Raw genomic sequence first — 13,812 nt, forward strand, 5'->3', positions numbered from 1 at the left:
GACGCTTCCTTTGTACTCACCCTCTCGGGCTTTCCTCCGGGCGCTTCCCTTCGGTGTTTCTTTTGTTCTTGCGTTTCCGACTCTATCAGACTCTTTCGTGTCCGATTTCCTCGGTGCCTTTCCGGTTCCCGCGCCAGCCTCTCGGCTTTCGCGTTTCCCTTTCCGGCGGTTCCGACTCTATCAGATCCTTTCGGGCCCGATTCCCAGTCGAAGTGGGGTTGTCTTCCCGGCTGTTGGGCCGTTCCGACGAGTGAGACTTTAGCGGAATCCTGGCTCCCGACCTAATCGGGGGCGTTCTCTCGAACGCCGATTCCTCATTTCGCAAATACGCATGAAAACGAGCCGAAGGCGCACCCGAGAAGGGAACACGACGTCGATCGCTGAAATGGTTCTTGCGGAATGGCTGCCCGGGGACCGACCAAGTGGTCGACGCTCACGTCGGGCAACTCGGAGAACACTACGTACCTGCCCCAGGAGTGTCAACTCCAGGACGGAGTGGCCACCGGAGGACTACCCTGGGCCGCATGACAACGCATGCGTGCACCCAGCTGTGGTGGGCCGCCTGACGGCGGCCGGACCTACGCATGCACTCAACGGCCGCCGCTTCGGCGGCCGTTCGCGTTTCTCCCCCTGGAGGACCTGGATCCCGGCCGTCGGACCGGCGGTCCCGACCAGGAGGCGGAGAGATGAAGAGGATCTTCAGCGGGATCAAGCCGACGGGGCACCTGACCCTGGGGAACTACCTGGGAGCCGTCCGGCGGTGGGTGGAGATCGACCAGCACCGGGCCGACGCGCTGTTCAGCGTGGTCGACCTGCACGCGCTGACCGTGGAGCACGATCCGGGGCGGGTGCGCAGGCTCAGTCGGCAGGCCGCGACGCTGATGCTCGCGTCGGGGCTCGATCCCGACCTGGCCACCGTCTTCGTACAGAGTCATGTGGACGAGCACGCCCGGCTGTCGTATCTGCTGGAGTGCGTCGCCACGGACGGCGAGATGCGCCGGATGATCCAGTACAAGGAGAAGTCGGCGCAGGAGCGTGAGCGCGGCGGGAGTGTGCGGCTGTCCCTGCTGACCTATCCCGTGCTGATGGCGGCGGACATCCTGGCGTACGGCGCCGACGAGGTGCCGGTCGGTGAGGACCAGACGCAGCATGTCGAGCTGACGCGGGACCTGGCGGTGCGGTTCAACCAGCGCTACGGACAGACGTTCGTCGTGCCGCGGGCCACGCCGCCCGAGGTCGCGGCGCGGGTCATGGATCTGCAGGACCCGACGTCGAAGATGGGCAAATCCCACGACTCCGTCGCGGGGATCGTCTATCTGCTGGACGAGCCGGACGTGGTGCGGAAGAAGATCCTGCGGGCCGTCACGGACAGCGGCACCGAGGTGGCGTACGACCGCGGGGCCAAGCCGGGCGTCACGAATCTGCTGGAGATCCTCGCCGCTTGCGAAGGCGGGGATCCCGAGGCCTTGAGCGGTGCGTACGCGTCGTACGGCGCACTGAAGAAGGACACTGCGGAGGCCGTGGTGGAGTTGCTCAGGCCCGTGCAGGAGCGGCACAAGGAGCTGGTCGCTGATCCCTCGTATGTGGAAGGGGTGCTGCGTCGGGGGGCCGAGCGGGCCAGAGGGATGGCCCGGCCGACGGTGGACCGTGCCTATCGGGCGGTCGGGCTGCTGCCGCCGGTGAACGAGGCGCGGTAGGCGCGTGGGCTGGTGGCGAGGCGTGATGCGAAGTGCTGGCGCATCGTGACCTCGCTGCCGAAGCCCGCGCGGCGGGCCACCTCCGGCATGGGCAGGTCGGTGCGTTCGAGGAGTTTCTGCGCGGCGGCGATGCGCTGGTCGAGGAGCCAGCGGAGCGGGGTCGTGCCGGTGGCGGCCGTGAAGTGGCGGGCGAAGGAGCGGGCGGACATGCCCGCGCGGGTGGCCAGGCCGGTGACGGTGAGTGGTTCGTGGAGGTGACGGAGGGCGTATTCGCGTACGGAGGCGAGGGCGTCGGCGTCGCGGTCGGCGCGCGGGGTGGGGTGCTCGATGAACTGGGCCTGCGTGCCGGTGCGGAAGGGCGCGGTGACCATCGAGCGGGCGATGGTCGCGGCGGCCTCCGAGCCGTGGGCGGTGCGGACCAGGTGCAGGCACAGGTCGATGCCGGCTGCGGTGCCCGCCGCGGTCCAGATGTTGTCGTCCTCGATGAAGAGGGCGTCGGGTTCGACGGTGACGCGGGGGTGGTGGGTGCGGAGCAGGTCGACGAGGTTCCAGTGGGTGATCGCGCGGCGGCCGTCGAGGAGACCCGCCTGGGCCAGGGCGAAGGCGCCGCCGCAGAGTGCCGCGATGGTGGTGCCGCGGGCGTGGGCCCTGCGCAGGGCTTCGAGTACGGGTGCGGGGGCGGGCGTCAGATGGTCGTCCAGGCCGGGGACGACGATCAGGTCGGTGCCGGACAGCCGGTTCAGCCAGGCCAGGCCGCGGTCGGGGGTGAGGGTGAGGCCGCCCCTGATCGGTACGGGTGCGGTGTCGGCGGCGACGCGGCGGAGGTCGAAGGAGGGTGCACCCCGGTCGGTGCGGTCGGTGCCCCAGACCTCCGTGATGACGGAGACGTCGAAGGCGCGGATGCCGGGGAAGGCGAGGAGCGCGATGCGTTGGGGGGTGTCGACGGGTGCGGTGGATGCGGGCGCGGTGGATGCGGGCGCGGGGCTGCTGGGCACCGTGGCAGTAAACCATCGATCGCTGGCTTTCGGACCCCTGGGGCGGGGGCCGTCGGGGCGGCAGCATCGTGGGCATGGAGATCGCAGAGAACGCAGCACTGGTCGTGGTGGACGTACAGAAAGGGTTCGACGAGGAGGAGTTCTGGGGGCCGCGGAACAACCCGGAGGCCGACGACAACATCGCCTCACTGATCGACGCGTGGCAGGCGACGGGGCGGCCGGTCGTGTTCGTGCGGCACGACTCGCCGAAGCCGGGGTCGCCGCTGCGGCCCGGGTACGAGGGCAACGACTTCAAGGAGTACGTCGAGCGGCGGCGCGGGAAGGGGGCGGGGCCCGAGCTGCTCCTCACCAAGACCGTGAACTCGGCGTTCTACGGGACGCCGGACCTGGACGCGTGGCTGAAGGCCTCGGGGATCTCGCAGTTCGTGGTGGCCGGGATCCAGACGAACATGTGCGCGGAGACGACGGCTCGGATGGGCGGGAACCTGGGGTACGAGGTGGTGTTCGCGCTCGATGCCACGCACACGTTCGACCTGGTGGGGCCGTTCGGCTGGCGCCTCGCCGCGGAGGAGCTGGCGCGGGCCTCCGCGGTGTCCCTGCACGGGGGCGGGTTCGCGAAGGTGCTGTCCACGGCGGACGTGCTGGCCGGGGTCGGCCGCTAGAGCCTCTCGGGGGTCACGCGTTGTTGCCCGAGGCCAGTTCCTTGCTTCGGTCGCGGGCGGCTTCCAGGGCCGCGATGAGGGCCGCGCGTACTCCGTGGTTCTCGAGTTCGCGGATGGCGTTGATCGTCGTACCCGCGGGGGAGGTGACGTTCTCGCGGAGCTTCACCGGGTGTTCGCCGCTGTCACGGAGCATGACGGAGGCGCCGATCGCCGCCTGGACGATCAGGTCGTGGGCCTTGTCGCGCGGGAGGCCGAGGAGGATGCCCGCGTCGGTCATGGCCTCGACCAGGAAGTAGAAGTAGGCGGGGCCCGAGCCGGACAGCGCCGTGCAGGCGTCCTGCTGGGTCTCGGGAACGCGGAGCGTCTTTCCGACGGCGCCGAAGATGTCCTCCGCGTGGGTCAGCGCCTCGGCGGTCGCGTGGCTGCCCGCGGAGATGACGGACATGCCCTCGTCGACGAGGACGGGAGTGTTCGGCATGACGCGGACGACCGGGGTGTTCTCGGCCAGGCGCTCCTCGATGAAGGACGTGGTGATGCCCGCGGCGGCGCTGATGACGAGGCGGTCGGCGGTGACGTGCGGGGCGAGCTCGTCGAGGAGCCTGGCCATGTCCTGCGGCTTGCAGGCGAGGATCAGGGTGTCGGCCTGCTTGGCGGCCTCGGCGTTGCTCACGGGGGTGACGCCGTAGCGGTTGCGGAGCTCGTCGGCGCGTTCCTGGCGGCGGGTGGTGACCAGGAGGTCGCCGGGCGCCCAGCCGCCGCGGATCATGCCGCTGAGCAGGGCTTCGCCGATCTTGCCGGTGCCGAGTACGGCGACTTTCTGGCTCGTGGTGCGGCTCATGAGCGGTGGCCTCCGGGGTTGCGTCGTCCGGCGGCCATCCTCGCATTGGCGTGGGCGGAGGGGCGGCGGGCGTCCGGCTGACGGACGGGCGGCGGCCGGGTCAGGCCGTGCGGCGGCGCAGGGTGGCCGCGCCGAGGCCGAGGACCAGGACGGCGCAGGCGGCGACGATGACGGCGTCGCGCACGAAGTCGCCGGTGACGTCGGGGTGGTGGAGGACCTCGTTCATGCCGTCGACGGCGTACGACATGGGAAGGACGTCGGAGATCCACTCCAGGACCGGCTGCATGCTGGAGCGCGGGGCGAACAGGCCGCAGAGCAGGAGCTGGGGGAAGATCACCGCCGGCATGAACTGGACGGCCTGGAACTCGGAGGCGGCGAAGGCCGACACGAACAGGCCGAGCGCGGTGCCGAGGAGGGCGTCGAGCAGGGCGACCAGGAGCAGCAGCCAGGCGGAGCCCGTGACGTCGAGGCCGAGGACCCACAGGGCGAGGCCGGTGGCGAGGGCGGACTGGACGACGGCGAGGGCGCCGAAGGCGAGGGCGTAGCCGGCGATGAGGTCGCCCTTGGCGAGGGGCATGGCGAGGAGGCGTTCGAGGGTGCCCGAGGTGCGTTCGCGGAGGGTGGCGATCGAGGTCACCAGGAACATCGTGATGAGCGGGAAGATGCCGAGCAGCGAGGCGCCGATCGAGTCGAAGGTCTGCGGGCTGCCGTCGAAGACGTAGCGCAGGAGCAGCAGCATCACGCAGGGGACCAGGATCATCAGCGCGATGGAGCGCGGGTCGTGGCGGAGCTGGCGCAGGACGCGGGCGGCGGTGGCGAAGGTGCGGTAGGTGTTCATGGGGGCTCCCGTTCAGCGGGGTTGCTGGTTCGCCGCGTCCACCAGGTGGAGGAAGGCCGCTTCGACCGTGTCGGAGTGCGTACGGGCGCGGAGCGCGTCGGGGGTGTCGTCGGCGAGGATCTCGCCCTCGCGCATCAGGAGGAGGCGGTGGCAGCGTTCCGCTTCGTCCATGACGTGGGAGGAGACGAGGATCGCGGCGCCCCGGTCGGCGGCGATGGCGTGGAAGAGGTTCCACAGGTCGCGGCGGAGCACGGGGTCGAGGCCGACGGTCGGTTCGTCGAGCACGAGGAGTTCGGGGGCTCCGATGAGGGCCACGGCGAGGGAGACGCGGCTGCGCTGGCCGCCGGAGAGGTTGCCGGCGAGCGAGTCGGCGTGCGAGGCGAGGTCGACGTCGTCGAGGACGCGGTCGACGGTGCGGCGGCGTTCGGCGGCGGGGCCCCGGCCCGGGGCGAGTACGGCCGCGAAGTAGTCCAGGTTCTGGCGGACGGTCAGGTCGTCGTAGACGGACGGGTCCTGGGTGACGTAGCCGATGCGGGAGCGCAGGGCGGGGGCGCCTGCCGGGCGGCCGAGGACCTCCAGCTCGCCCGTGACCTTGGCCTGGGTCCCGACGACCGACCGCATGAGCGTGGACTTGCCGCAGCCGGACGGGCCGAGGAGCCCGGTGATCTGTCCTCGGGGGACGGCGAAGTCGAGACCCCGCAGGACGGTGCGGGGGCCTCGGACGACGGTCAGTCCCCTGGCCAGGATGGCGGGGGCGTCAGGCCCTGCCGCCTCAGGCGCGGCAGCCTCAGGCCCCGCCGCCTCAGGCCCTGCCGCCTCAGGCGCGGCAGCCTCAGGCCCCGCCGCCTCAGGCCCCGCCGCCTCAGGCGCGGCAGTCCCCGGCCCCGCCCCCGAAGCCTCCGGACTCTGATTATTCATCATGTGATGAATAATCCTCCGGGAGCCGGACCCCGTCAAGGCGCCGCGCACTCAGGGGGCGTGCGGGCGGCGGGGACGTCGGGGCGCACCCCCAACGCTTCCGGGTTCACGCAGGCGTAACTCCGGAGCGCCGCGGCGGGCAACTCCCTTACGTGACAATGGGTTTCAGTGTCACGGGCCTCCCCCGCCCCGGCACCCCGCCCCACGCATCTCCCGTACGCGCTCGGCCACTCACCGGCCGCGCGCCCCGCACCGGAGGTGCCTCCTTGTCCCCCTCATTCCTGTTCCCCCCGCCCCTCCCCGGCCCTCGAAACCGCCGGGTCCGTCTCTCCCGCGCCGACCTCACCGCCTCGCTCGTCGTCTTCCTCGTCGCCCTCCCCCTCTGCGTGGGGGTCGCCGTCGCGTCCGGTGTGCCCGCCGGGCTCGGCGTCGTGACCGGCATCGTCGGCGGGCTCGTCGCCGGTGCGCTGCCGGGCAGCAGCCTCCAGGTCAGCGGGCCCGCCGCCGGTCTGACGGTGCTCGTCTACGAGGCCGTGCACGCCTATGGGCTCCGCACGCTCGGTGTGCTCGTGCTCGCCGCCGGGCTGCTGCAGATCGGGGTGGGGGCGCTGCGGCTCGGGCGGTGGTTCCGGGCCGTCTCCGCCGCCGTGGTGCAGGGCATGCTCGCGGGGATCGGGCTCGTACTGATCACCGGACAGCTGTACGTGCTGGGGGATCTCGCCGCGCCGGCCGGTGCGGGCGGGAAGATCGCCGGGTTCGGGGGGCTCGCGGGCGCCGCGGAGCCCGCCGCGCTCGCCCTGGGCGCGGGCACGGTCCTGGTGCTCGTCCTGTGGCCGCGCTGGCACAGGGCCGCCCGGATCCTGCCCGCGCCGCTGGTCGCGGTCGCGCTCGCCGCCGCCGTCACGGCGCTGCTGCGGCTGCCCGTGCACAGGATCGAGGTGCGGGGGCTGCTCGATGCCGTACGGCCGCCGGGCGGTGGCGAGTTGGCGCGGCTCACGGAAGTGGGTGTGCTCGGGACCGTGCTCGCGTTCGCGCTGATCGCGTCCGCCGAGTCGCTGTTCAGCGCGGCGGCGGTGGACCGGCTGCATCAGGGGCCGCGTACGCACTACGACAAGGAGCTGATCGCGCAAGGCGCGGGCAACGCCGTCTGCGGGATGCTCGGCGCGCTGCCGATGACCGCCGTGATCGTACGCAGCGCCGCGAACGTGCGGGCCGGGGCGCGGACCAAGGCGTCCCGCGTCCTGCACGGTGTGTGGCTGCTGCTGTTCGCGGCCGCGCTGCCCGCCGCGCTCGGGCTCATTCCGGTGGCGGCGCTCGCCGGGCTGCTCGTGCACGCGGGGTGCAAGCTCATTCCCGTACGGGAGTTGGGGCCGCTGTGGCGGGAGCATCGCGGTGAGGCGGTGGTGCTCGGGGTGACGGCCGTGTCGATCGTGGCGACGGACCTGTTCCAGGGGGTGCTGGTCGGGCTCGCGATCGCGGTCGGCAAGACGGCGTGGGACATCAGCCATGTGCATGTGGAGACCGAGGACCGGGGCGCGGCGGGGCTGACGGTCCGGGTGATCGGCCATGCCACGTTCCTGCGGCTGCCGAAGCTGCTCGACGCGCTGGAGGCACTGCCGGCCGACCGGCCCGTACGGCTCGATCTCGAAGGGCTACGGCATGTCGACCTCGCCTGCGCCACCGCGCTGGAGAGCTGGTCGGCGCGCCGGGGGCGGCCTGCCCAGGAGACGGTTCAGTCCGACGAGGGCCGGATCGCGACCAGCAGGTCCACCACGTAGCGCTCCTCGACCGTCGCGTCCGGGAAGACCTTGAGCAGTTCGGCCCGCTCGTCGGCGAGGAAGGCCGCCGTGCGCTCCGCTTCGATGACCAGGAACGCCGAGTGCGTGCCGAGGTTGGCGAGGTGGGTGTCGAGGGGGACGCGGCGGCTCCAGCGCAGCCGGTCGCGGTGGAAGTCCAGCGCCGTCGTGAGCTCGCTGGTGCTGGTTCTGGTGCGGTCGGCGGTGTGCCGTGCGTCGTCGACCGCGCCGAGGCAGCGGGCGATCCGCTCGCTCTGCTCGTCGAGCCACGGGGTCTCGGGGTCCGTGATGTTCCACCACAGGGCGAGGGCGCCGCCGGGGCGCAGTACGCGCAGGACCTCGGGGACGGAACGTTCCTGGTCCGTCCAGTGCCAGGCCTGGGCGTACGTGATGAGGTCGGCGTAACCGTCCGCGAGCGGCAGCGCGTTGCCGTCGCCGCGTACGACGGGGACGCGGGGCAGCGTGCGGCGGAACTGTTCCGCCATGCCCGCGCCCGGCTCGACCGCGACGACGTGCGCGCCCCGCTCGGCGAGCAGGGCGGTGGCGATGCCGGTGCCCGCGCCGACGTCCACCACGCGCGCACCCGCGAGGGGCCGGCCCGCCAGGCGCTCGACGGAGTCGAGGAGGGCGGGCGGATAGGAGGGGCGGTTCGCCGCGTACTGGGCGGCCGCCGCGTTGAAGGAGTGGGCGCGGAGGGCGGACGAGGGGGCGGACGTCATGCCCCCATCCTCACGCCGGACCGACCACCTGATCCAGCCCTCCGCGAGCACGCGAGGGCCCGCCGGCGCCTCGATCCATCAGCCCCGCGCCCCTCAGCCCTTCCGCTTCTTCCGCGACGGATTGCCCGTCCGGCGGGACGTGCGCTTCTCGTACTGCTCGCGTGCCGTGTCGTACTCCTGGCGGTGCAGCCCCTCGCCGGGGGCCTCCGTCAGGGAGCGGAAGAAGTAGGCGAGGAGGGTGCCGATGAAGCCGATGGTCATCAGGCCGCGCATGGAGGCCACGGATGCGGGGTCGTGGCGTCGGGTGAAGCCCTCCCAGGTGCGGCGGAAGGCGATGGCGCTGCAGATCGCGAACATCACGACGACCAGGAGGTTCACGAACGTGCCCACGTCCGCGATGGCAAGGCCCTCGTACGCGAAGCGCAGGACGAAGCAGCCCGCGGCCGCGAGGGCCAGGGAGCCGACGGCCGCGCCGACGCGGCGGGCGCCGTACCCGCTGTCGTGGGCGACCCAGGTCGTCCCGAAGAAGCGGATGGGCTCGGGCTGCGGACCGGGGGTGGTGCCGGTGGCGCCAGAGGTACCAGTGGGGCCTGGGGTGCCGGGTTCTTCGCTCACCGTTTGATTATCGCCCGGTGGGCGCGGGTCCGGCCGAGGGCGGCGCGAGGCACGGCGCGCCCTATTCGTCCCCCGCCTTGCCAGTGCGTACGGGACGGCCGCTAGTTTGGGTGGCGCAAAGGCGTGGCCGGGAACAGCGGGGGGAGGTCGGTGCGGGTGTCGCTTCGTGGAGGGGACCCGGAGGAGATCGGTGGCTATCCGCTCGAGGCCCGGCTCGGGTCGGGCGGAATGGGCACGGTCTTTCTCGCGCGTACGGCTTCGGGGCGCCCCGTCGCGATCAAGCTGATCCACCAGCAGTTCGCGGACGACGAGGAGTTCCGGATCCGCTTCCGGCAGGAGGTGGCCGCGGCCCGCCGGGTCAGCGGCGCGTTCACCGCCGCGGTGATCGACGCCGATCCGGAGGCCGAGCACCCGTGGATGGCCACCACGTTCATCGAGGGCCACACGCTCGCCCAGCGCATCGCGAAGCAGGGCCCCATCGGCGGCGCCGAGCTGCGCACGCTGGCCATCGGCCTGACCGAGGCGCTGCGGGACATCCACCGCGCCGGGGTGGTGCACCGTGACCTCAAGCCGTCGAACGTCGTGCTCTCCCCCGAGGGCCCGCGCGTCATCGACTTCGGCATCTCGCGCGCGGCGGACCAGCAGACCCTGACGATGACGGGGCGGGTGATCGGCACGCCGCCCTTCATGTCGCCGGAGCAGCTGCAGGCGCCGCGCGGCGTCGGACCGCGCTCCGACGTCTTCTCACTGGGCACGCTGCTCGTGTACGCGGCGACGGGGCAGGGCCCCTTCGACGCGGACAGCCCCTATATGACGGCGTATCAAGTGGTGCACGAGGCACCCTCGTTGGGCGCCGTCCCGACGGCCCTGCGCGCGGCGGTCGAGCCGTGCCTCGCCAAGGACCCGGCGGACCGTCCCTCCGCGGACGAACTCCTCGTACGGCTGCGGGACTTGCCGTCCGACCTCGGCGGGCCCGCGGGGAACGGCGCCGGCTGCCCCACCCGCGAGACGGACACGCAGCACCATCTGTCGGCGGACGACACCACCCCTCCGCCGAGCGCCCCGGCCCTGCCCGGGGCCGACGAGGAGTCCGGGGAGCCCCGCACCGGCACCCTCATGGGCCGTCGGCTGCGCCGCCGTTGGCGCCCGGTGCTCGCGGCCGCGGTCGCCGTGGTCGCGATCGCGGGCGGGGTCACGCTGGTCGGCACCGACTCCTCCGAAGGGCCGGACGACACGGGCGGCAAGGGCGGCAACGTCGCGGCGACCGGCGCGCCTCTGCCCCACGGGTTCGCGCCGTGGAAGAAGACGGTCCTCGGCGGCCGCGCCGACATCCCGGACGAGCTGCGCTGTGTGGCCGACGGCGACGCGGTGTTCTGCGGGGGCGGCGGGGTCGTGGCGGCCAGGCTGCGCGCGTCCGACGGCTCCCGCGTCTGGACGGAGAAGAGCCCGGGCGTGCCGGTCCAGGGCATGCACCTGGTGGGTGCCACCGACGACACGGTGCTCGGCTACCGCTTCGCGGCCGAGGACGCGCCGGGCGACCCGGACACCGAGGTGGTCGCCATCGACGCGGACAAGGGCAAGGAGCTGTGGTCGGTGCCGTCGGGCGCCCAGTCGACGGCCGTGACCGGACGTACGCAGGACGCCGTGGTCGTCGGCTCGACAGTCGTGACGGTCGACGCGTCCAACACCCGCTTCGAGGCGCGGCGCGCGCACAGCGGCACGGTCGCCTGGAAGCAGCCGTTCCCCGCGGGCACGCAGTGCGCCCCCGTCCCCTCCGGCACCCGCCTCTACGCGATGTGCGCGCCGGACACCGAGGTGTCGGCCGGCGAGGTGCGCCACCCCACCCTGCACGTCGTCGACCTCGCGTCCGGCTCGCTCGGCAGGGCCATCGCCCTCAAGGGCCCGGCCCAGCCGGTCGGCACCGCCGGCGACAGCCTCGTACTCCTGCACCGGAACGAGCGGCGGCTGGAGTCCATCGGCTACGACGGGGTGATGCGGGTGGACGGGGACGCGCGCAAGGTCGCGTACTCCCGGCTGCCGAAGACGTACGCGGGGACGCCGGGGATGGCGGACGGCACCGTCTTCGTGAGCGGGCAGACCGGACTCGTCACGGCCCTCGACCCGGCGACCGGCCGGAAGAAGTGGTCCCGGCAGACCGGCGTCGAGGGCGCTTCCGGGCCGGTGGCCGGGGACGGGGCGCTGTACTTCAGCTCGGCCAGCGGCCGGGTCGTCGCGCTCTCCTCGCGCAGGGGCGAGCCGCTGTGGACGACGGACCCGCGGGCGGACGGCCTGTCGGGCGAGACGAACGCCAGCGCCCGGGTGACCGTCGCGGGGCGGATGGTGGTCGTGACGGCCGCCAAGAACACGGTGTTCACCTTCGACGCGACGAAGCCGCGGAAGTCCGGCTGAGGCTGACGGGCCCCACCGGCCCCTCAGCAGCGCGGCGCCACGTAGCCGTTGCTGCCCGTGCGGACGTAGGTGTCCGAGACGTAGCGGCCGCTGCCGATGCGGTCCCATATTTTTGATGTGCCGGTCGGGCCGGTGACCGTCTCGCCGGACTTCTGGCAGGAGATGGAGACGCGGGAGCCCGCGCGGAGGCGGCCCACCTTGGCGTACGACGTGCCGGGGCCCGAGCGGACGTTGACGTCCGCGACGATCGGGTAGGTCCTTGCGGCCATCGCCTCGACGGTCACACCGGTCTCGCCCGACTCGTCGATCGCGTCCGGCGCCATGACGTTCTCGCTCACAGTGCTCTCCCCCCGTAACGGGCGACGCGGGCCGCCCTTGGCATGTTCCTCACACCAAGGACGCACCCGCGCCGCACAAAGGTTCCCGGGCCCGGCCCGGAACCGGGGTTCAGCCGAGCTTCGAGACGTCCCGGACCGCGCCCTTGTCGGCGCTCGTCGCCATCGCCGCGTACGCGCGCAGGGCGGCGGAGACCTTGCGCTCGCGTGCCTTGGGCTCGTACACGCCGCCGAGGGCCTCGCGGCGCGCGGCCAGCTCCGCCTCCGGCACGAGGAGTTCGATCGAGCGGTTCGGGATGTCGATGCGGATCCGGTCGCCGTCCTCGACGAGGGCGATCGTGCCGCCGGACGCCGCCTCGGGCGATGCGTGGCCGATCGACAGACCCGACGTACCGCCGGAGAAGCGGCCGTCGGTGACCAGGGCGCAGGACTTGCCGAGGCCGCGGCCCTTGAGGAAGGAGGTCGGGTAGAGCATCTCCTGCATGCCGGGGCCGCCCTTGGGGCCTTCGTAGCGGATGACGACCACGTCGCCGTCCTGCACACCCTTGTTGAGGATCTTCTCGACGGCCTCTTCCTGCGAGTCGCAGACGACCGCGGGGCCCTCGAACGTCCAGATCGACTCGTCGACGCCCGCGGTCTTCACGACGCAGCCGTCGACGGCGATGTTGCCCTTGAGGACGCCGAGGCCGCCGTCCTTGGAGTAGGCGTGCGCGACGTCGCGGATGCAGCCGTTCGCGGCGTCCGTGTCGAGGGTGTCCCAGCGCTCGGACTGCGAGAAGGCCTCGGCGGAGCGCCGGCAGCCGGGCGCCGCGTGCCACAGGTCGAGGGCCTCGTCCGACGCGGAGCCGGAGCGGATGTCCCAGGTGTCCAGCCACTCCTTGATGGAGGGCGAGTGGACGGTGTGCACGTCCTCGTTGAGCAGCCCGCCGCGGTACAGCTCGCCGAGGAGCGCGGGGATGCCGCCCGCGCGGTGCACGTCCTCCATGTAGTACGTCGTGGTGGGCGCGGCGTTCGGGGCGACCTTGGCCAGGCACGGGACGCGGCGCGAGACGGCGTCGATGTCGGACAGGTCGTAGTCCACCTCGGCCTCGCGGGCCGCGGCGAGCAGGTGCAGGATCGTGTTCGTGGAGCCGCCCATGGCGATGTCGAGGGCCATGGCGTTCTCGAACGCGGCGTGGGTGGCGATGCTGCGCGGCAGGACGGAGGCGTCGTCGCCGTCGTAGTACCGCTTGGTGATGTCGACGACCGTCCGGCCCGCCCGCTCGTACAGCTCCTTGCGGGCGGTGTGCGTGGCGAGCACCGAGCCGTTGCCGGGCAGGGAGAGGCCGATGGCCTCGGTCAGGCAGTTCATCGAGTTGGCGGTGAACATGCCGGAACAGGAGCCGCAGGTCGGACAGGCGTTCTCCTCGATACGGAGGATGTCCTCGTCCGAGATGTTCTCGTTGACGGCGTCGCTGATCGCGTTGACCAGGTCGAGCTTGCGGACGGTGCCGTCGACGAGCGTGGCCTTGCCCGCCTCCATGGGGCCGCCGGAGACGAAGACCGTCGGGATGTTGAGGCGCAGGGCCGCCATCAGCATGCCGGGGGTGATCTTGTCGCAGTTGGAGATGCAGATCAGGGCGTCGGCGCAGTGCGCCTCGACCATGTACTCGACCGAGTCCGCGATCAGGTCGCGGGACGGCAGGGAGTACAGCATGCCGCCGTGGCCCATCGCGATGCCGTCGTCCACCGCGATGGTGTTGAACTCGCGGGGGATGCCGCCGGCCTCGCGGATCGCGTCGGAGACGATGCGGCCGACGGGCTGCAGATGGGTGTGGCCGGGCACGAACTCCGTGAAGGAGTTGGCCACGGCGATGATCGGCTTCCGCCCGATGTCGGCCCCGGGTACACCGGAGGCGCGCATAAGGGCGCGGGCGCCCGCCATGTTGCGGCCGTGGGTGACGGTACGGGACCTCAGCTCGGGCATCGTCGCTCGCTCCTTCAGGGGCCC

General features: G+C 72.2%; 12 protein-coding genes. 4 read left to right on the forward strand and 8 right to left on the reverse strand.

The genetic code is table 11. The annotated features are described in order from the left end of the window. Positions 1-686: 686 nt before the first annotated feature. Positions 687-1,697, forward strand: a complete 1,011-nt coding sequence (trpS, locus tag ACFWZ2_RS27385) for a tryptophan--tRNA ligase (RefSeq protein WP_384550063.1) — start codon at positions 687-689, stop codon at positions 1,695-1,697. Here the strand turns inward: trpS and ACFWZ2_RS27390 are convergent. After that, positions 1,652-2,623: a GlxA family transcriptional regulator gene (locus ACFWZ2_RS27390; protein WP_384550185.1), complete on the reverse strand. Its 972-nt coding sequence runs from the start codon at positions 2,621-2,623 to the stop codon at positions 1,652-1,654. The genes trpS and ACFWZ2_RS27390 overlap by 46 nt on opposite strands. A 143-nt stretch (positions 2,624-2,766) precedes the next feature. Between ACFWZ2_RS27390 and ACFWZ2_RS27395 the strand changes: the two genes are divergently transcribed. Then, complete coding sequence (locus ACFWZ2_RS27395) at positions 2,767-3,354, forward strand: cysteine hydrolase family protein (protein WP_384550064.1); 588 nt, start codon at positions 2,767-2,769, stop codon at positions 3,352-3,354. 13 nt (positions 3,355-3,367) lie between these two features. Here the strand turns inward: ACFWZ2_RS27395 and proC are convergent, their stop codons facing one another. The 3 genes from proC to ACFWZ2_RS27410 form a co-directional block, all read right to left on the reverse strand. Then, entirely contained in the window at positions 3,368-4,192 is an 825-nt protein-coding gene (gene proC / locus ACFWZ2_RS27400; protein ID WP_384550066.1) for a pyrroline-5-carboxylate reductase, read from the reverse strand. A gap of 100 nt (positions 4,193-4,292) precedes the next feature. Then, a complete protein-coding gene (locus ACFWZ2_RS27405; protein WP_384550068.1) occupies positions 4,293-5,030 on the reverse strand; it encodes an ABC transporter permease in 738 nt (245 codons plus the stop codon). A 12-nt stretch (positions 5,031-5,042) separates the two neighbouring features. Further along, entirely contained in the window at positions 5,043-5,777 is a 735-nt protein-coding gene (locus ACFWZ2_RS27410) for an ABC transporter ATP-binding protein (RefSeq protein WP_384550187.1), read from the reverse strand. A 329-nt stretch (positions 5,778-6,106) separates the two neighbouring features. Between ACFWZ2_RS27410 and ACFWZ2_RS27415 the strand changes: the two genes are divergently transcribed. Next, positions 6,107-7,726 (forward strand): SulP family inorganic anion transporter, encoded by a 1,620-nt coding sequence (locus tag ACFWZ2_RS27415; protein ID WP_384550070.1) that lies wholly within the window; start codon positions 6,107-6,109, stop codon positions 7,724-7,726. Here ACFWZ2_RS27415 and ACFWZ2_RS27420 read toward each other — a convergent pair. Then, entirely contained in the window at positions 7,681-8,463 is a 783-nt protein-coding gene (locus tag ACFWZ2_RS27420; protein ID WP_384550072.1) for a class I SAM-dependent methyltransferase, read from the reverse strand. The two genes, ACFWZ2_RS27415 and ACFWZ2_RS27420, sit on opposite strands and share 46 nt — an antisense overlap. Positions 8,464-8,556: 93 nt before the next feature. Next, on the reverse strand, positions 8,557-9,078 hold the full coding sequence (locus ACFWZ2_RS27425; protein ID WP_384550074.1) for an EamA/RhaT family transporter: 522 nt from the start codon (positions 9,076-9,078) through the stop codon (positions 8,557-8,559). A 156-nt stretch (positions 9,079-9,234) separates the two neighbouring features. On the opposite strand from ACFWZ2_RS27425, the gene ACFWZ2_RS27430 reads away from it, so the two are divergent. Further along, positions 9,235-11,487 (forward strand): PQQ-binding-like beta-propeller repeat protein, encoded by a 2,253-nt coding sequence (locus ACFWZ2_RS27430; protein ID WP_384550076.1) that lies wholly within the window; start codon positions 9,235-9,237, stop codon positions 11,485-11,487. A gap of 23 nt (positions 11,488-11,510) precedes the next feature. On the opposite strand, the gene ACFWZ2_RS27435 is transcribed toward ACFWZ2_RS27430, so the two are convergent. After that, complete coding sequence (locus ACFWZ2_RS27435; protein WP_384550189.1) at positions 11,511-11,810, reverse strand: SH3 domain-containing protein; 300 nt, start codon at positions 11,808-11,810, stop codon at positions 11,511-11,513. Between the two features lie 124 nt (positions 11,811-11,934). Beyond that, positions 11,935-13,788: a dihydroxy-acid dehydratase gene (ilvD, locus tag ACFWZ2_RS27440; RefSeq protein WP_384550077.1), complete on the reverse strand. Its 1,854-nt coding sequence runs from the start codon at positions 13,786-13,788 to the stop codon at positions 11,935-11,937. Positions 13,789-13,812 lie beyond the last annotated feature (24 nt).

It is taken from the genome of Streptomyces sp. NPDC059002, from assembly GCF_042740435.1.
In the GTDB taxonomy this organism is placed as follows: domain Bacteria; phylum Actinomycetota; class Actinomycetes; order Streptomycetales; family Streptomycetaceae; genus Streptomyces.